15 protein-coding genes are annotated in these 17,361 nt (G+C 70.8%); 7 read left to right on the top strand and 8 right to left on the bottom strand.

Going from position 1 to position 17,361, the window contains the following annotated elements; translation table 11 throughout:
• Positions 1 to 92: 92 nt before the first annotated feature.
• The 5 genes from KFLA_RS15760 to KFLA_RS15780 are packed head-to-tail and all read left to right on the top strand — an operon-like array spanning position 93 to position 6,867.
• Positions 93 to 1,604, top strand: a complete 1,512-nt coding sequence (locus KFLA_RS15760) for a pyridoxal phosphate-dependent decarboxylase family protein (protein ID WP_012920800.1) — start codon at positions 93 to 95, stop codon at positions 1,602 to 1,604.
• Positions 1,601 to 3,283, top strand: coding sequence for an IucA/IucC family protein (locus tag KFLA_RS15765; protein WP_012920801.1), 1,683 nt, complete (start codon positions 1,601 to 1,603; stop codon positions 3,281 to 3,283). The genes KFLA_RS15760 and KFLA_RS15765 overlap by 4 nt, the downstream gene beginning before the upstream one ends.
• Positions 3,280 to 3,825, top strand: coding sequence for a GNAT family N-acetyltransferase (locus tag KFLA_RS15770; protein WP_012920802.1), 546 nt, complete (start codon positions 3,280 to 3,282; stop codon positions 3,823 to 3,825). The genes KFLA_RS15765 and KFLA_RS15770 overlap by 4 nt, the downstream gene beginning before the upstream one ends.
• A gap of 1 nt (position 3,826) precedes the next feature.
• Positions 3,827 to 5,122 carry a lysine N(6)-hydroxylase/L-ornithine N(5)-oxygenase family protein gene (locus KFLA_RS15775; RefSeq protein WP_012920803.1) on the top strand — a complete coding sequence of 432 codons (1,296 nt, stop codon included), beginning with the start codon at positions 3,827 to 3,829 and terminating at the stop codon, positions 5,120 to 5,122.
• Positions 5,119 to 6,867 (top strand): IucA/IucC family protein, encoded by a 1,749-nt coding sequence (locus KFLA_RS15780; protein WP_012920804.1) that lies wholly within the window; start codon positions 5,119 to 5,121, stop codon positions 6,865 to 6,867. Before KFLA_RS15775 ends, KFLA_RS15780 begins: the two co-directional genes overlap by 4 nt.
• 92 nt (positions 6,868 to 6,959) lie before the next feature.
• On the opposite strand, the gene KFLA_RS15785 is transcribed toward KFLA_RS15780, so the two are convergent.
• Positions 6,960 to 8,744: an SCO7613 C-terminal domain-containing membrane protein gene (locus KFLA_RS15785; protein WP_012920805.1), complete on the bottom strand. Its 1,785-nt coding sequence runs from the start codon at positions 8,742 to 8,744 to the stop codon at positions 6,960 to 6,962.
• A gap of 424 nt (positions 8,745 to 9,168) precedes the next feature.
• Here KFLA_RS15785 and KFLA_RS15790 point away from each other — a divergent pair, with 424 nt between their 5' ends.
• Positions 9,169 to 9,825 carry a class I SAM-dependent methyltransferase gene (locus KFLA_RS15790; RefSeq protein ID WP_012920806.1) on the top strand — a complete coding sequence of 219 codons (657 nt, stop codon included), beginning with the start codon at positions 9,169 to 9,171 and terminating at the stop codon, positions 9,823 to 9,825.
• A gap of 147 nt (positions 9,826 to 9,972) precedes the next feature.
• On the opposite strand, the gene KFLA_RS15795 is transcribed toward KFLA_RS15790, so the two are convergent.
• The 7 genes from KFLA_RS15795 to KFLA_RS15825 form a co-directional block, all read right to left on the bottom strand.
• Positions 9,973 to 11,379 (bottom strand): metallopeptidase TldD-related protein, encoded by a 1,407-nt coding sequence (locus KFLA_RS15795; protein WP_012920807.1) that lies wholly within the window; start codon positions 11,377 to 11,379, stop codon positions 9,973 to 9,975.
• Positions 11,376 to 12,893 (bottom strand): TldD/PmbA family protein, encoded by a 1,518-nt coding sequence (locus KFLA_RS15800; RefSeq protein WP_063822832.1) that lies wholly within the window; start codon positions 12,891 to 12,893, stop codon positions 11,376 to 11,378. The genes KFLA_RS15795 and KFLA_RS15800 overlap by 4 nt, the downstream gene beginning before the upstream one ends.
• A 61-nt stretch (positions 12,894 to 12,954) precedes the next feature.
• The gene (locus KFLA_RS15805) at positions 12,955 to 13,596 is read right to left on the bottom strand and encodes a Type 1 glutamine amidotransferase-like domain-containing protein (protein ID WP_237706820.1); all 642 of its coding nucleotides are present in this window, start codon (positions 13,594 to 13,596) and stop codon (positions 12,955 to 12,957) included.
• 173 nt (positions 13,597 to 13,769) lie between these two features.
• Positions 13,770 to 14,249 (bottom strand): nitroreductase family deazaflavin-dependent oxidoreductase, encoded by a 480-nt coding sequence (locus KFLA_RS15810; protein ID WP_012920810.1) that lies wholly within the window; start codon positions 14,247 to 14,249, stop codon positions 13,770 to 13,772.
• Positions 14,250 to 14,280: 31 nt separating this feature from the next.
• Positions 14,281 to 14,691, bottom strand: a complete 411-nt coding sequence (locus KFLA_RS15815; RefSeq protein WP_012920811.1) for a VOC family protein — start codon at positions 14,689 to 14,691, stop codon at positions 14,281 to 14,283.
• 67 nt (positions 14,692 to 14,758) lie between these two features.
• Positions 14,759 to 15,238, bottom strand: a complete 480-nt coding sequence (locus tag KFLA_RS15820) for a DinB family protein (RefSeq protein ID WP_012920812.1) — start codon at positions 15,236 to 15,238, stop codon at positions 14,759 to 14,761.
• Between the two features lie 219 nt (positions 15,239 to 15,457).
• Positions 15,458 to 16,255: a DinB family protein gene (locus tag KFLA_RS15825; RefSeq protein WP_012920813.1), complete on the bottom strand. Its 798-nt coding sequence runs from the start codon at positions 16,253 to 16,255 to the stop codon at positions 15,458 to 15,460.
• A 236-nt stretch (positions 16,256 to 16,491) separates the two neighbouring features.
• On the opposite strand from KFLA_RS15825, the gene KFLA_RS15830 reads away from it, so the two are divergent.
• Positions 16,492 to 17,334 carry an MIP/aquaporin family protein gene (locus tag KFLA_RS15830; protein ID WP_012920814.1) on the top strand — a complete coding sequence of 281 codons (843 nt, stop codon included), beginning with the start codon at positions 16,492 to 16,494 and terminating at the stop codon, positions 17,332 to 17,334.
• Positions 17,335 to 17,361: the final 27 nt, after the last annotated feature.

Genomic DNA, 17,361 nt, shown 5'->3' on the forward strand with positions numbered 1-17,361 from the left:
GTACCCCGGTTGACACGGGCCGGAGGGATCGCAGTAGGTTAGGTCTGCCTTAGTAAGGCTTGCCTTACTCGACAACTTCCCTGGAGAGCTGGATGCCGCAGCATGCGCGTCTCACCGCGTTGAGCTCATCGCCCCGCGCGCCGCACAGTCCCTTCGACCTGGCCGTCCCGACCTGGCCGCTGGCGTCCACGGTCGTGGACCGGGACCGCGGACCGCTGCCGGCCGGTCTGCCCGCCGCCGTGCTGCGCCGGACGGCGGAGACGCTGGGCGAGCCGCGGGTTCCGTCGACCGGCGTCGGCGAGTCAGCTGCGCTCGACCTGATCGCCGGCCTGCTGGACGAGAACGGCATCGACCTCAGCCACCCGCACGCCGCGGCCCACCTGCAGCCGCCGGTGCTCCAGGTCGCCGTCGACGCCGATGCGCTGGCCTCGGCGAGCAACGCCTCGATGGACACCTACGACTCCGGGCCGGCGACGCTGGCGATCGAGCAGTGGGTGGTGCGCGCGCTGGCCGGGCTGGCCGGCTTCGGCCCGGCCGCCGACGGCGTGCTCACCCCGGGCGGCTCGATCTCGAACCTGCTCGCCGTGCTGATCGCCCGCGACAGCGCTGCCGCCGCGGCCGGCCTGGACGTCCGCCGGCACGGCGTCTCCGGGATGCTGCGGCCGGTGGTCTTCTGCTCCGAGCTGGCGCACTTCTCGGTCCAGCGGGCCTGCGCCGCGCTCGGGCTGGGTGAGCAGGCCGCGGTGACGATCCCCTCGGACGACGACTTCCGGATGCGCCTGGACGTGCTCGCCGACGAGCTGGCCCGCCCGGGCCGGACCCCGATCGCGGTCGTCGCCACCGCCGGAACGACGGACTACGGCTCGATCGACCCGATCGCCGCGATCGCGGAGCTCGCCCGCCCGTACGGCGCCTGGGTGCACGCGGACGCGGCGTACGGGTTCGGGGCGTTGTTCTCCGACCGGCTGGCCCCGCTGCTCGCCGAGCTGCCGTGCGCGGACTCGGTCACGCTGGACCTGCACAAGATCGGCTGGCAGCCCGCCGCGACCAGCATGCTGCTGGTCGCGGACCGGGACCGGTTCACGGCCCTCGGCCGGTCGGTCGACTACCTGAACCCGGCCGACGACATCGACTCCGGACTGGACGGGCTGCTCGGCCGCAGCCTGCAGACCACGCGGCGGCCGGACGCGGTGAAGGTCGCCACCACGCTGACGGCGTACGGCCGGGCCGGACTGGGCCGGATGCTCGACACCTGCCACGAGCTCGCGCACGCCGCCGCCGCCAGGGTTGTTGCCGACAGCAACCTCGAGTTGCTGGCCCCGGTGGCGCTGACCACGGTGCTGTTCCGGGTCGCCGGGCACGGCCTGGACGCGACCGCGCTGGACGCCGTCCAGGGTGAGGTCCGGCGCCGGTTGCTGACGTCGGGGCAGGTGCTGATCGGCCGGACCAAGGTTCCGGCCCGCGGCGGCCGGCCGGCGGCGGTCGCGTTGAAGCTGACGCTGCTGAACCCGAACGCCACCGCGACGGACATCGAGGAACTGCTCGACCTGGTCGTGGCCACCGGTCACGACGTGCTGTCCGCCGGCGGCGAGGGAGCAGCGTGACCTCCACGACCGAGGCAGCCGTCGCGGCCCATCTCAACGCCATCCTCCGCTGCTACACCCGCGAGGCGTCGGTACCGGTCACTCCCGGCCGGCTCGCCCTCCAGGCCGGCGGTGCGGAGGTGACTGCGGAGGTGCTGCACGCGTCGCCGACCGGGCTGCACCTGTTCACCGACGTGCTGGTCGACGGTTCTGCTCCCTCTCCTGAGGACTTGGTGAGACTGCTGGCAGCTGACGCCGATCCGGCCGAGGTCGACGACCTGGCAGCCCGCACCGCCGAGTCCGTCCGCAACGTGGCGACCTTCCTCGCGGGTTCCGAGGCCACCGACGCCGCGCCGGTCAATGCCGGCGAGAACGCGGGCAACGGGCTGGGGCGGTTTCTGGCCTACGAGCAGGCGCTGGTGGTGGGACATCAGCATCACCCGGCGGCGAAGAGCCGGGACGGGTTGAGCGGAGCCGAGCTGGCGGCGTACTCGCCGGAGCTGGGCGGCCGGTTCGCGGTGCACTGGTTCGAGGTCGACGCCGAGCTGGTGTCCTCGGACCAGGTGGCCGGCGCGCCGTCACTGCAGGGACTGGACGCCTTGCAGTTGATGGCCGCGCTAGCCGGCGTCACGCCTGCTGCGGGTGCTGCGCTCGTTCCGGCGCACCCGTGGCAGGCCCAGTCGTTGCTGCAGCGTCCGCGCGTCGCCGCACTGGTCCGCGAGGGCAGGGTGAAGCCGCTCGGCCCACTGGGCGCGCAGTGGTACCCGACCTCCAGCCTGCGCACTGTCTACCACCCGGACCTTCCGGTGATGCTGAAGCTGTCGCTGGGCCTGCGGATCACCAACTCCCGCCGCGAGTCCACCCCGACCGAGCTGCGCCGTGGCCTGGAGATCAACCGTCTGCTGGACGCGGCGTACGACGCGGGCACGGCGACTGCTCACCCCGGCTTCTCCATCGTGCGCGATCCCGCCTGGGTGGCACTCGACGAGGGCGGGCCCACGCTGACCGGACTCGATGTCGCCGTCCGCGAGGTGCCGGCCGACGTGGACAGCTACGCCTGTCTCGCCGGACTCGTCGCACCTCGGCTGGGCGGAGTCAGCCGCCTGAGTGCGCTGCCCGGCGTACAGGAGGACCCGAAGGCGTGGGTGGCGGCGTACGTCGACCAGGTGCTCGTCCCCATGCTCGCCCTGTACGCCGAGACGGGCATCGGCCTGGAGGCGCATCAGCAGAACACACTGGTCCGGCTGGACGATGCTGGGCGCGTGATCGGCGGCGCCTACCGCGACAACCAGGGCTACTACCTGGCCACGTCGCACCTGAAGAGCCTGCTGGCGGTCACCGGCGAGCGCGACTCCACCCTGGCCGTGGTCGACGACGCCATCGTGGACGACCGGCTGACCTACTACCTGCTGCACAACCAGGCGCTCGCCGTGGTCGGCGCACTGGGAGTCGACGGCGTCGCGGACGAGCTGGCCCTGCTGGACGTGGTCCGCGAGCGTCTGGCCGATGCACTGCCCGGCCTGAAAGCGGCTGGCCCCGACGGTGACCGGCTGGCCCAGCGTTGGCTGACTGCCGACGAGTTGCCGTGCAAGGCGAACATGCTGACCCGGTTGAAGGGCATCGACGAGGTGGTCGCCCCGCTGGACGCCCAGTCGGTTTACCTGCAGATCCCGAACCCACTCCGCGCGGGCCTGCGATGAGGTGCGAGGCCGCGCCGAAGCTCCACCTGGACGACGGCTTCGACCTCCGCCCGGCCACCGCCGCCGACGCGGGCAAGATCGCCTGGTGGATGGCGCAGCCGCACATCCAGCGCTGGTGGCAGCAGGACTGGTCCGTGGAGCGCTGGGCGCAGGCGCTGGACGCGCAGGCGGCGGGGGAGCACTCGATCCCGTGCTTGGCGGCGCTGGAGGACGAGGATTTCGGCTACCTGGAGCTGTACCGCGTCCGGCGCGACCGGCTCGCGGAGTTCTACGCCTGTGCGGAACACGACTGGGGCGTTCACGTCGCCATCGGCGACACCGCGCGGGTCGGCCGGGGCATCGGTCGCCGGCTGCTGCGGTCCGTCGCCGACGCGCTGCTGCGGGCCGATCCCCGGTGCGACCGCGTGGTGGCCGAGCCGGACGTGCGCAACACCCCGTCGATCCGCGCGTTCGCGGCCGCCGGGTTCGACCCCGCAGGGGAGCTGCAGCTGCCCGAGAAGACCGCACTACTGATGGTCCGCACCCGGACCGTGGAGGCTTGACATGACTACCGCCCCGTACGACGTGATCGCGATCGGCGCCGGCCCGTTCAACCTCGGCTTGGCCGCGCTCGCGGACGGACTGGACGACGTGAACCTGGCGGTGCTGGACAGTCGCCCCGAGTTCACCTGGCACCGCGGGCTGATGTTCGACGACGCGATGCTGCAGGTCTCGTTCCTGGCCGACCTGGTCAGCCTGGTCGAGCCGGCCCACCCGCTGTCGTTCCTGTCGTACCTGCGCGACAACGACCGGCTGTACCAGTTCTACGTGCGGGAGAAGTTCCACCCCACGCGCCGCGAGTACGAGGCGTACCTGCGCTGGTGCGCGGCCCAGCTGGACTCGCTGCACTTCGGGCGCCAGGTCACGGCGGTCGAGTGGGACGGTGACGCCTTTGCGCTGACCGTGGAGCGTGCCGGCTCGACCGAGCTGTTCCGGGCTCGTCATCTGGTCCTGGGGGTCGGGACAGAGCCCGCAGTACCGGCTGCGCTGGAAGGGCTGCCGGAGGACCGGTTCCTGCACTCGGCCGACTACCTGTACCGGCGCGACGATCTGCTGCAGACCGGGCGGGTCACCGTCGTGGGCTCGGGCCAGTCCGGTGCCGAGTGCGCGCTGGATCTGCTCCGGGCGAATGCCGCAGGTGGTCCTGCGGTGAGCTGGCTGACCCGTACGCCGTCGTTCGCGCCGCTGGACTACTCCAAACTGGTGCTGGAGATGACCACACCGTCGTACGTGGACTACTTCCACGCGCTGGACGAGCCGACGCGCGACAGGCTGGTCAAGGAGCAGTGGCGGCACTACAAGGGCATCTCGTCGGACACGCTCGACGACATCCACGACGTGCTCTACCAGCGCGACCTGGGCAGCTCCGCGGTGGCTCCGGTCGAGTTGCAGTGTGGTGTGGCCGTCGAGTCGGCGGTGGCCCGCGCTGACGGGATCGAGCTGACGTTGCGGCACACCGACAGCGGCAAGACCTTCCAGCACGTGTGCGACGTGGTGATCGCGGCTACGGGTTACCGCAACCGCGCACTGCCGTTCCTGCGGCCGTCGGTCGAGTCCCTGGTACGCCGTGACGCCGCAGGTCGCTGGGTGCTCAACCGGGACCACAGCGTCGGCACGGACGACGCGCTGGCCGGGCGGCTCTTCGTGTCGAACGCCGACCTGCACAGCCACGGCGTAGCGGCGCCGGACCTCGGCATCGGGGCGATCCGCAACGCGACGATCCTGAACGCCGTTGCCGGGCGCGAGCTCTTCCGGCTGCCGAAGTCCACCGCCTTCACCAGCTTCGTCCTGCCTGCATGAGCTGGTCGCGCTGCTCCGAAGAGCTCCTGGCCAAGCTGATCTCCCAGTTCTGCAGCGAGGAGCTGTTGACGCCGGTCGACGGCCGGCTGGACCTGGGTGAGGTCGTCTACACCTTCGACTACGTGCAGGGTGCTTTCGCGACGTACCGGGTGACGCCGGGCTCGGTCCAGCGGACCACCGCCGGCATCCTCGGCAACGACGAGAGCGAGCCGGCCACCGACCCGCTGCAGTTCCTGGTGGATGCTTCGAAGGTCCTGGGGCTGGACGGTCCGACCATCGCGGGCTACAGCGCCGAACTGTCGAGCACGCTCGCCGCCGACGCGCGGATGGCCGAGACCGCCGTACTGAACGAGGAGCTGGCCGACCTCCACCACACCCGTCTGGAAGGCCATCTGACCGGCCACCCGATCCTGGTCGCCAACAAGGGCCGCCTGGGCTTCTCCGCCGCTGACAGCGCCCGCTACACCCCCGAAGCCCGTACGCCGCTCCGCCTGGTCTGGCTCGCCGTACGCCGCGGCCTGGCCGAGTTCCGGGGCACGCCTGACCTGTCGGAGCACGCAGTGGTCGGGCGTGAGCTGAGTCCGGAGGTGTTGGAGGCGTTCTGCGCGCAGTTGGTGGATCCCGACTCGTACGTGTGGATGCCGTGTCACCCCTGGCAGCTCGACCACGTCGTCCGAACGCAGTGGGCCCGGGAGCTGGCCACTGGCGAGATCGTCGTACTGGGGGAGGGGCCAGACGACTATCTGCCCACCCAGTCGATCCGCACGATGGTCAACATCAGCGCGCCCCTGCGCTACCAGGTGAAGCTGCCGCTCAAGATCCTCAACACGTCGGTCTATCGCGGCATCCCGCCGCACTGCACACTGGCCGCTCCCATGGTGACCCAGTGGCTTCGCGGCCTCTGGAACCGCGACGAGGTCCTCCGGTCCCTGGGCGCCGAACTGCTGGGCGAGGTTGCCTCCGTGACCGTTCGGCATCCCCAGCTCTCCGCAGCGCCGGGCATCCCGTACCAGTGGACGGAAACCCTCGGCTGCATCTGGCGCGACCCGCTGGAACCCAGGCTGCGCCCCGGCGAAACCGCCTGGCCGCTGGCCGCCGTACTGCATCTGGACGCCGCCGGCGAACCTCTGGTCGCCACCTACATCGCCCGCTCCGGCACCGACCCGGAGACGTGGGTCAGCCACCTGCTCTCCACGCTGCTCCGCCCGCTCCTGCACCTGATGCACCACTACGGCATCACGGTGAACCCCCACGGTGAGAACCTCGCCATCATCTGCGACCCGAACGGCCTGCCGTCCCGCCTGGTCGTCAAGGACCTCGTCGACGACGTCAACCTCTCCACCACCCCGCTCGCCTCCCGAGGCCTGGAACCTGACTCGCACGACCGAGTCCTGCCCCGCAAGCCGTGGCCAGTCCTTCGCCAGTACCTCGTCGACGCCCTGTTCCTTGGCGTCCTGAATCCTCTGACCAACATCCTCACCGACGCCAACCTGCTCCCCGAGAACCACCTCTGGCGCCTCCTTCGCGGCGAACTCGACCTTTACTCCGAGGCCAACCCCCAGCTCGCCCTCCACCTGACCGCCACCGCCCTCACCGGCGAAACCTTCACCCGTTACCCCCTGAACGGCTACCGCCTGACCCTCGGCTACACCGACCTGGACACCCGGCCCCCGATCCCGAAGGCAGGCACCCTGCCGAACGCCCTGCACGACGCCGCGCCGATCTCGCCGAAGCGTTCGCAGTAGCCGTCGACGACGCGCACGCCGATCGCTTCCGCACCTTGCCCCCGCCGGCCGGACGGCGCTGCCGAGGCTTCCCGACGCGGTCGGCCTGGCTGTCAGCGCAGGGAGCTGATCCAGTGGGCGGCTTGTTTGGCCTGGTGGAGGCGGCGTTCATAGGTTGCGCCGACCGTGAGCAGGACGGCGCCGGCGAGGGCGAGGGTGGTCCAGCGGGGGATCAGGGGAGCGACCTCCAGCAGCTGCCAGACGGCGATCTTGGTGAGCACGGCGGCGCCCAGCACGAAGGGGGCCTGGAGGGTACGGCGGGTGCCGATCAGGATGATCGCGACGGCGACGGCCAGCAGGATCGTGCTACGAGCAGTGTCATTGCTCGTGGCAATCAAGGTGGACGGGGCCAGGCCGAGCAGCAGGCCCGGGCCGAGGAACAGCCAGCTGGCGCGGTGACGCCAGCGGAGTACGCCGACGGTGAGCATGATCGCGGCGGGCGGGACGGTGAACCACTCGACGGTGGTGGTGCCGGAGCCGAGCACGAAGGCGGTGCTCGCGGTGATCAGCAGGGCGGCGGCAAGCAGGAGCGCGTCGCGGCGGCGGGGTTGCAGGCCGTAGGCGATCAGCGGTGCGGTGGCGATGGTCAGGACCACGCCGGTGCCGGTCGCCGGGGAGACGGTCAGGATGACGAGTTCGGCGAGGAGCAGGGCGGAGGTGGCGGCGGCCAAGAGAGCGCGTTCCGAGGGCTTTCCGAGCGAGAGCGTGGCGGCGCCGATCGAGCAGGCGGCGACCACGGCGAGCGCGGTGGCGGCCGGCCAGGACGGGACGAGGCCGTCGGCCAGGACGAGCAGGATCGCGAGTTGGGCGCTGAGGCTGGTCGTCAGGGCCGCGGCGGTGGTGGTCAGATGCTTGCGCCGGGCGGCGAGCGGCGTGAGTGCGGCGGTCAAGGCCGCGACGAGGCTGAGCTGCTGCAGGTCCTGACGGGCGACGAGAACGAGAACGTCCGTCGTCGCGGTCGTGATGGTTGCTATGAGCAACATGCGGTGAGCGGTGCGGCCGTTCGTCCGGCCGAGCAGGGCGACGAGGGCCAGAATCGTGGCCAGGGCCGTGGTGAGCCAGCGGCCCGCGCCGGGGACCTGGGGGAGACACAGGGCGAGGGTGAAGGCGGCCGCGACGACGGAGAAATTCTGGAGGAGAACGCGGTCGAGAGAGCGGGGGAGCGCTCTCCGGTGCAGGAGAGCGATGCCCGTGGCGGTGGTGAGCAGAACGGCGGCGGTGACGGAGAGGGTTGTGGTCAGGGAGGTGTCGACGGGTGCGGTGAGCTCGGGGTTGCTCGAGGTGACGAGGGCGAGCAGGACGCGGGCGATGCCGAGCACGACGATCGCGGCGTACGTGGAGGCGGTGCAGATGGCTCCGGTGACGCGGACGAGGCGGTTCCCTCGGGTGGACCAGAACAGAGTGGTCACGAGCTGCCCGAGGAGACTGAGCAGGAAGAAGGCGAAGTCGACGCGGTCGGCGAGCAGAAGGGGGAGCGGGAGCTGTCCGATCAGGACGGTGCCGACGGCGAAGGTCTTGACGGTCGGAGTGACGCGATGCAGCAGGAGGTTGACAGCGGCAACGAGTGCTGCGGCGATCGCGGTGTAAGTGAGCGGGGCGACGGCATCGGGGGCGATCAGGCCGAGAGCGCGGATGCCGTACAGGTCGACGGCGAGCAGGCCGCAGCCGAGCACGGCGAGCGCTTCGGCAGTACCGGTCAGCTTGTGCCGCGCGGCTGGGATGGTGCCGGCCAGGGCGAGGCCGGCGAGGGTGGCCATGATGGCGGCCTGAGCTGCGACCGGGAGACTGTCCCAGGTGACGGCGAGGAAGGTGACGCCGGCGGCCAGGAGAAGCAGCACGCCCAAGGCGAGCAGAGTTGCCTGCGGACTGAGGCGGCGGCGCGGTGGGCGGGAGAGCGTCGGCCGATGCTCAGGCGGAGGCGATAGGCGGTGCGGAGGCGGCGCGGAGGAGGCCGGTCGGGGCAGTGACCGCGATGGTGGGGCAAGGCTCGGAGGGGCAGCTGATTGGCGTGGCGGGGTGGAGGTCTGTGGCGATGACGGTTGGGGGCTGTGGGCAACTGCACGCTCGACCGTGAGGGTGAGCGAGGCGTTGCAGGCGGGGCACTGCAGCGTGCTGGTGGGGGTCATCGGTCCTCCTGTGCCAGGGTTGACACCACTGTGTCGGCTGGAAGATGAGGCCGCCTGAGTACGTCTACCTAACTTGTCGCGTAGGCTGCTGCGGTCTGTCGGTCGGCCAGACCGCGAGGCGTACACGGGGAGCAGCATGAAGACTGGGCAGGAGCTCGCCAGGGCTCAGCAAGATCGGTGGGAGCAGGCGTACGAGGGCAATCCGCGGCTGCACGGTGTGGAGCCGTCGGCGGCGGCGCGGTGGACGGCGCGGCTGTTCGGTGCCGCCGGCATCGACGACGTGCTGGAGCTCGGCGCGGGGCACGGACGGGACGCGCTGTACCTGGCTCGGCAGGGGTTCAGTGTGCACGCGACCGACTTCAGCGAGTCGGCGCTCGACCAGTTGCGGCTGGACGCTCAGCGGGACGGGCTCGACGACCGGGTGACGGCGGTGCTGCACGACGTGCGCGATCCGTTGCCGCCGGCGGACGGGACGGTGAACGCGGTGTACGCGAACCTGCTGATGAGCATGGCGTTCACCCGGGCCGAGTTGCGGTCGCTCGTGCAGGAGATTCGGCGGGTGCTGCGGCCGGGTGGTCTGTTCGTGTACTCGGTGTGGTCGACCGACGATGCCTGCTACGGCCGGCGGGAGGACCTCGGCGACGGGCTGTGCACGCGCGACGGGTTCGCCGGGCGGTTCTTCGACGAAGAGCTGGTGCAGGAGCTGGCCGCCCACTGGGAGCTGGGCGGCGCCGACCGGTACGCCGAAGGCCCGCGGCAGCTCTTGCGGGTCACGCAGGCCAAGCCCGCCTGACCCGCCAGCGCCGGATCACCCGCGGCCCGGGCGCAAGGCCGAATCACCCGCGGCCCGCGCAAGCGCCGGATCACCCGCCGCCCGGGCGCAAGGCCGGATCACGCGCCGCTTGGCCCGCAACCGCCGGATCACCTACGCCCGACGGCGTCAGCTGGCCTGGCTCTGGGTGGACATGTTGAAGTCGGGCACCAGCAACGGCGGGGTCGCGGTGCGGGAGAACTCGTCGCCCCACTCCCGCGACAGCGACGGAACGGTCGCGCCGGCCGCGGTGAAGCGCGACAGCAGGTCGATCGGGCTCTCGTTGAAGCGGAAGTTGTTCACCGCCGCGGTGACCTCGCCGTTCTCGACCAGGTAGACGCCGTCGCGGGTGAGACCGGTCAGCAGCAGCGTCTGCGGGTCGACCACGCGGATGTACCACAGGCAGGTGAGCAGCAGGCCGTGGTCGAGACCGGCGACCAGGTCGTCGACCGAGCCGGTCGCGCCGTCGACGGAGAGCACGTAGTTGTCGATCATCGGCGTCGCCGCCGCAGCACCGGTGAGCTCCGCGGTGAACCGGCTGTGCATCAGGTTTTCCAGCCTGCCGCCGCGGATCCAGTCCGTCGCGGTCAGCGTGAGCCCGTTGTCGAACACGCTGGACGCCCCGCCGGACGACCGTGCGACCGCGAACGGCAGCGTCTCCAGCCCGGGCAGGTGCGGGTCGGAGCGCAGGTTGACCGGCTGCGGCGACAACACGTCGCCGACGCGCGTGCCGCCGCCCGGCTTGGAGAACGGGCTCCGGCCGTCGGCCGCGTCCCGCCCGTCCAGCGTCCAGAACAAGTACGTCGTGAGGTCGGCGACCGCGGCCGGCGGCAGCACCGTGGCGAGCCGGCCGGGCTCGACCGAGACCGTCCGGGTGGCCCAGCCGAGCCGCCGGGTGAGCTCCGTGTCCAGCGCGAGCGGGTCGATGTCGGTGAAGTCCCGGGTCGCCGCGCCGGCCCACGCCGACTGGCTCAGGTCGCCCGACTTGCCCGTCGCGCTGACGAAGCCGCGCGGCAGCGCCTGGCGCAGCCGCAGGCCGGCCGACGACCCGACGTACAGGGTGACGACCTCGTGGTCGGCGAAGCCGTAGAGCCAGCGGTTCTCCTGGCCGGCCCGGGTCAGGGCCTCGCCGAGCGCGGGAGCGAACTTCTCGTAGACGGTGACCGACGTCTCCTCGGGCTCCTCGTCCCAGCCGGGGCCGACAGTGCCGTCGACCAGCGGGCGGGCGTCCTCGGCGGGATCGGTGGACCGGGCCGTCGCGACCGCGGCGGCGACGATGTCGCGCAGGGTCCGGTCGGTCACCGAGGACCGGCTGACGATGCCGACCGCGGTGCCCTCGCCGGCGCCGGCGGTGGCGATCACCGTGACGCTCGTGCCACGCATCGCGCCGTTGGTGGTCAGCGTGTTGTTGGCCCAGCGCAGGTTCGCGCTGGAGGTCTCGGCGACGATCACGACGCAGCCGTCGGCACCTTCGGCGGCCGCCAGCTCGAGGGCCTGCTCGACGGTGTCCTGCGGGGTGAGCTGAATGGCGGTCACCGGCCGGCCTCCTGCGTGGTGTTGAGAATGTTGACGTCGCGGAACAGGGCGGACGGGCAGCCGTGGCTGACGGCGCCGGACTGCGAGGGCTGGGCCTTGCCGCAGTTGAGCGCGCCGCCGAGCAGGTACGTCTGCGGACCGCCGACCGCCTCCATCGAGCCCCAGAACTCGGTGGTGGTCGCCTGGTAGGCGACGTCGCGGACCTGGCCGTCCAGCGTGCCGTCGGTGATCTTGAAGAACCGCTGGCCGGTGAACTGGAAGTTGTACCGCTGCATGTCGATCGACCAGGACTTGTCGCCGACGATGTAGATCCCGTTGCGGACCCGGCTGAGCAGCTCCTCGGTCGAGGGACCGTTCGGCGCCGGCTGCAGGGAGACGTTGGCCATCCGCTGGATCGGGATGTGCCCGGAGGAGTCGGCGTACGCGCAGCCGTTGGAGCGGGACGTGCCGAGCACGGCCTCGTTCAGCTTCGCCATCCGGCGGTCCACCTGGTAGCCGACCAGGATGCCGTCCTTGACCAGGTCCCACTGCTGGCCGGCGACGCCCTCGTCGTCGTACCCGACCGTGGACAGCCCGTACTGCGCGGTGCGGTCGCCGGTGACGTGCATGACCGGGGAGCCGTACTTCAGCGTGCCGAGCTGGTCGATGGTCGCGAAGCTGGTGCCGGCGTAGTTCGCCTCGTAGCCGAGCGCGCGGTCCAGCTCGGTGGCGTGGCCGATCGACTCGTGGATCGTGAGCCACAGGTTCGTCGGGTCGATCACCACGTCGTACCGGCCGGGCTCGACGCTCGGCGCGGCCATCTTCTCGGCCAGCCAGCCGGGAAGCTGCGCGAGCTCGCCGTCCCAGTCCCAGCCGGTGCCGGTCAGGTACTCCCAGCCGCGACCGGCCGGCGGCGCGCAGGTCCGCATCGTGTCGAACCGGCCGGTCTGGGCGTCCACCGAGACCGCCTGGACCGACGGGCCGACCCGGACCCGCTGCTGCGTGTACGACGTCCCTTCGGAGTTCGCGTAGAACTTGCACTCGTGCACCGAGGCGACGTGCGCGGTCACGTGGGTGACTCCGTCGGCCGCGAGCAGCCGGCGGCTGTAGTCCGCGAGCAGCGCCACCTTCTCGGCGCGCGGCACGCTCAGCGGGTCGATCTCGTACGCCGAGACCCAGCTCACGTCGTCGTACACCGGCTCGTCGGCCAGCTCGATCGGCTCGCTGTTGATCGGCCGGGAGACCTGGGCCAGGTGCACCGCCTGCTCCGCCACCCGGACCGCCTCGTCGGTGGTCAGCGCGACCCCGGCGGCAAAACCCCAGGTGCCGTCGTGCACCACCCGGACCGCGAGGCCCAGATCCTCGTTGTCGCGGGCGTTCTCGAGCGCTCCGTCGCGCAGCGCGATCGACTCCGACCGGATCCGCTCCAGCCGGAACTCGGCGAAGGTCGCGCCGAGATCCTTGGCGCGCTGCAGGGCGGCGCCGGCCAGTTCGTGACGGGGCAGGGCGAGGAAGGTCTCATCGACGTCAGGCACGAGCACGACCTTAGTCCTTCTCGACGTCACGGCCCGCGCCCGTGCTGTTCCCGGTCGGTCGCTAGGCCGGGAAGGCCTTCCAGTGCCCTTCGGACACGACCTCGACGGTGCCGTCGGTCACCTTGAGGGCGGTCTGGTCGTCGATCGCGTACGCCGGACCTGCGATGCCGGCGGCCCACCTCTGCGCAGCGGCCATGGTGTTGCCCGGCATGAGCTCGTGGTCCAGGTGCGGGTAGATCGAGAAGTCGACGACCCCGAGCGTTCGGTCGTCCGGCGCAGAGGGCCAGCTGACGAAGTCGTCACCGATCCGCGGGGTCAGCACCATGCTGCCGGCGCTGAGCCCCACCCAGACCGTTTCGGGGAGCGACGAGATGACCTCCGACAGCCCCGACTGCCGCATCCAGTGGCACAGGTAGGTCGCGTCGCCACCGTCCGCCAGCAGCACGTCGGCCTCTCGGACCCACGGCACCCACCGCTGCTCGCCGATGCTGGGCAGGGCGGTGAGCTCCAGGACGCCCAAGGTCGCCCATCCCAGGCTGGTCATCAGGTGAAACGGAGGCGCGCCGGCCACGGAGTTCCGCACCGAGGCGGGCCCGAGCATCGGGTGCCCCCACTGCGCCGTGGGGATGCAGAGCGCACGGGACTCGGAGATCGGCTTGCCCAGCAGGTCGACCAGCGCAGCGCGGATGCTCTCGTTCGTCACGCCTCCGGAAGTGAGAAGGAGCTTCACAACGCCTCCGAGTCGAGTGCGACGGACCTGTTGGACATCTCAGACAACGACGATCAGTGACCACAGGTGTACAGCACTTGGTCTTCGGCGGCTACCTCAGGGGACGGGGTCCGATGCGCGGACGGGGCTGCGGACCGGCGCCGGGCCTACGGCCGGCGCGGCCTGAGCCGGATCACCGGGTACTGCCGCTCGGACTTGCTCTGGTACTTCGCGATCCGCGGTTGGGCGGCGGCGATTCGCTGCCAGGCCTGGTCGCGCTCGTCGCCTTCGAGTTGCTGCGGCGTGACCGGCACGGCGGCCTGACCGGGGAGCTCCACGGTGACCCGGTCGGGGTGTGCGGTCAGGTTGGCGTGCCAGTCAGGGTGCTGGCTGCCGCCGCCCGAGGCGACGACCAGCCAGCCGTTCTCACCTTCGGGGAACCACGCCAGCGGCGTCTCCCGCGGCTGCCCGCTGCGGCGGCCGACGGTGTTCAGGATCAGCACGTCCATACCCATGAACTGGCCCTTGCCGTTGCGGATCTTGCGGTTCATCCGCGCGTTCGTCGTGCGCTGCATCCACCGCGAGAAGGCGCCCGGCGTACCGGGTTTGCGGGGGCGGCGACCGCTCATCTGCTCGTTCTGCGTCATCGTGCACTACCTCCGGGACGTGGTGGTCGGGTCAGCCGAGCTCGTTGATGCGGAGCATGGTGCCGGCGGGGTCGCGCAGCGCGCAGTCCCGGACGCCGTACGGCTGCTCGGTCGGCTCCTGGACGATCTCCGCGCCGGCGGCCTGCAGGCGTTCGAAGGTGGCGTCGAGGTCCCTGGTGGCCAGGATCAGCATCGTGTAGGTGCCCTTGGCCATCATCTCGTCGATCATCCGGCGCTCGTCGTCGGTGATGCCCGGGTCGACCGCCGGCGGGTGCAGGACCACCGAGACGTCGGGCTGACCGGGCGGACCGACGGTGATCCAGCGCATCCGGTCGGCGCCGACGTCCTTGCGGACTTCGAAGCCGAGAACGTCACGGTAGAAGGCCAGCGAGGCGTCGGCGTCGGTGTGCGGCAGGAAGCTGCTGTGAATGCTGAGGTCCATGCCCACGACGGTAGGGCCGGCGTACCGGGTGGTGCTTCTCGATTCCTGATCAGTCGGTCGGGGTCAGCTAGTACGACGTCGTGCCGTCGGTCAGTTCGCGCAGCGCGTCGAGGTGGCCGAGGTGGCGGGCGGTCTCCTCCACCAGGTGCAGGACGATCCAGCGCAGGGACACCAGCTCGAGGCCCTCCGGCGCCCAGGCTTCGAGCTCGTCGAGCTGGTGCGCGGCGACGATCTCGCGGGACCGCGCGCACTGGGCGTCGTACTCGTCGAGCAGGCGGTCGAGCGGTGTGCCGGGCGGCGCGAGCTCCAACGGGTCCTGGTAGGCCAGGTCCTGCCTGCCGAGGAAGCTGACCTCGAACCAGGCAAGCTCGGCCCAGCGCAGGTGAGCGACCAGCGTGGCAACGGTCATCCGTGGCGAGCTCGGCAGCAACGCCTGCCGGGCCTGGTCGTCGGTCAGCCCCGCGCACTTCATCCGGACCGTCGCCCGCTGCCAGTCCAGCCACCCGCCGAGCATCGCCCGCTCGTCCGCCGTCCCCGCCGGTCGCATCCGATCCACCCGCCGAGCGTAGGCGAACCTGCCCGGCGATCGATGCGTCGGAGCTAGGGCGTGTTGATCAATTCCCTGCGTGCTGCGCGGCACCCGGCACGGCACCTCGGCGCACTGGAGCAAAGGCCACGATGGAAAAACATCGAGGCCTTCACTCCAGCACGCCGAGCCACCGCACCGGGCACCTGCTCGCGACTGCAGGGAATCAATCAACCCGTCCTAGGGCGTGTGCCGCGATTCGAGAACGGTGAGGTCTCGGGTGGCGTAGCGGTGGTGGTCGATCTCTTCCCCCATGACGACGGCCAGGCACTCCGCGACAGGGCGGGGGCCTTCGGGGTAGCCGGGGGCGGGCGAGCGGTGGCAAGGGCGACCGAGGTCGGCGTCGGTGAGCGGAGTGAGCAGGTCGCGGACGAGCTTCATCCGGTCCTCGCGGGCGGCGAGGACTTCGGCGTACGGCGGGGTGGCGGTGACGTGCATGCCGAGGGCGACGGCGTCCTCGGTGGAGTAGGCGGTCTGCGGCAGGGCGAGCTGGTGGTACGGCGTCTCCTGGTCGAGGATCGTGCGGTTCACCCAGGAGTCGGTGATGAAGACCAGGTGCCGCAGGGTCTCGGTGAAGGACCACTCGTCGTCGACCCGCTCGTGCAGCAGGGACTCGGGGAGCCGTTCCGCGCGGGCTGTCGTCGCGGTCCAGAGCTGCTCGATCGTCGTCCACATCGCCCGGAACCCTTCGGCCGAGCCGATCTCGCGCAGTTGGACCCGCTCGGGGTGACGCCGGTCGAGCTCGCTCTCGACGTACGCCGTGACGTCGACGCCGTTCACCACGAGCCGCTCGACGTAGCCCGACACGTCGACGTCGGCCAGGTAGCCGTCGACGATCTTCACGCCGCTGAGGTCACAGTCGACGAACCGCGCACCGGACAGGTCGGCGACCGTGAACCGCGCACCCCGGAACCTCTCGGTGTCGTCGTTGCGGTGGTGACCGGCCGACCAGCGATGCGGACCGAATTGAGGGCTCATGCCGGCATTCTCACCGCCGACGCCGACAGTTCTCGCTCCGTGCCCCCCAGCGGTCACCCGTTACGGCCTTCGTCCGCCGTGCAGCGACGTACGCTTCACAAGGTTGCTCCAGTGCCGTCGCCGGGCCGGAGCAGGTCACCGTTCGACAATGTCGAACGAGCAGCGTTGTGCGGCCCGGCGATCGCTCCTACATTCCAGACCTCCGTGGTCGTCACGGGGTGGAAGGGAGACAGAGCATGGCTACGACCGAAGCCGTCAAGGCGAAGACCCTTCTGGGGGAGTGTTCCGCCGAGCTCGCCGGCACGTTCATCCTGATCCTGTTCGGCTGCGGCGTGGTGGCGCAGGTGGTCGCAGGCGGTGAGGGGCTGGGGGACCACGACTCCATCGCGTGGGCCTGGGGGATCGGGGTGACCCTGGGCATCTACGTCGCGGGCCGGATGACCGGCGCGCACCTGAACCCGGCGGTGACGATCGCGCTGGCGGCGTTCCGCGGGTTCTCCTGGAAGAAGGTGCTGCCGTACTCGGTGGCGCAGTTGCTCGGGGCGTTCCTGGCGGCGCTCGTGGTTCGCTGGAACTACACCGAGGCACTGAACAAGTTCGATCCCGGGCTCACGATCAAGAGCCAGGGCGTGTTCTCCACCCTGCCGGGCAACGGCAGCCTGGATCTGGGCGTCGACATGTGGGGCGGCTTCCGGGACCAGATCATCGGTACGGCGATCCTGATGTTCGTCATCCTGGCGATCACCGACCTGCGCAACACCGCCCCGGCCGCCAACCTGGCGCCGTTCATCGTCGGTCTGCTGGTGGTCGGCATCGGGATGGCGTGGGGCACCAACGCCGGCTACGCGATCAACCCCGCGCGTGACTTCGGGCCGCGGCTGGCGTCCTTCTTCACCGGGTACGACGGGGCCTTCAAGGATCAGTTCGGGGACGTCTACTTCTGGGTGCCGATCGTGGCCCCGATCATCGGCGCGCTGGTCGGTGCGTTCCTGTACGACCTGCTGGTCGGGCGCAACCTGCCGATCGCCGACGACGACGAGGAACCGGGCCGCATCCCGGAGGAGAACACCACAGCATGACATCGACCTGTGAGGAGAGGACCTTCC

The sequence above is a fragment of the Kribbella flavida DSM 17836 genome, assembly GCF_000024345.1.
Lineage (GTDB): Bacteria > Actinomycetota > Actinomycetes > Propionibacteriales > Kribbellaceae > Kribbella > Kribbella flavida.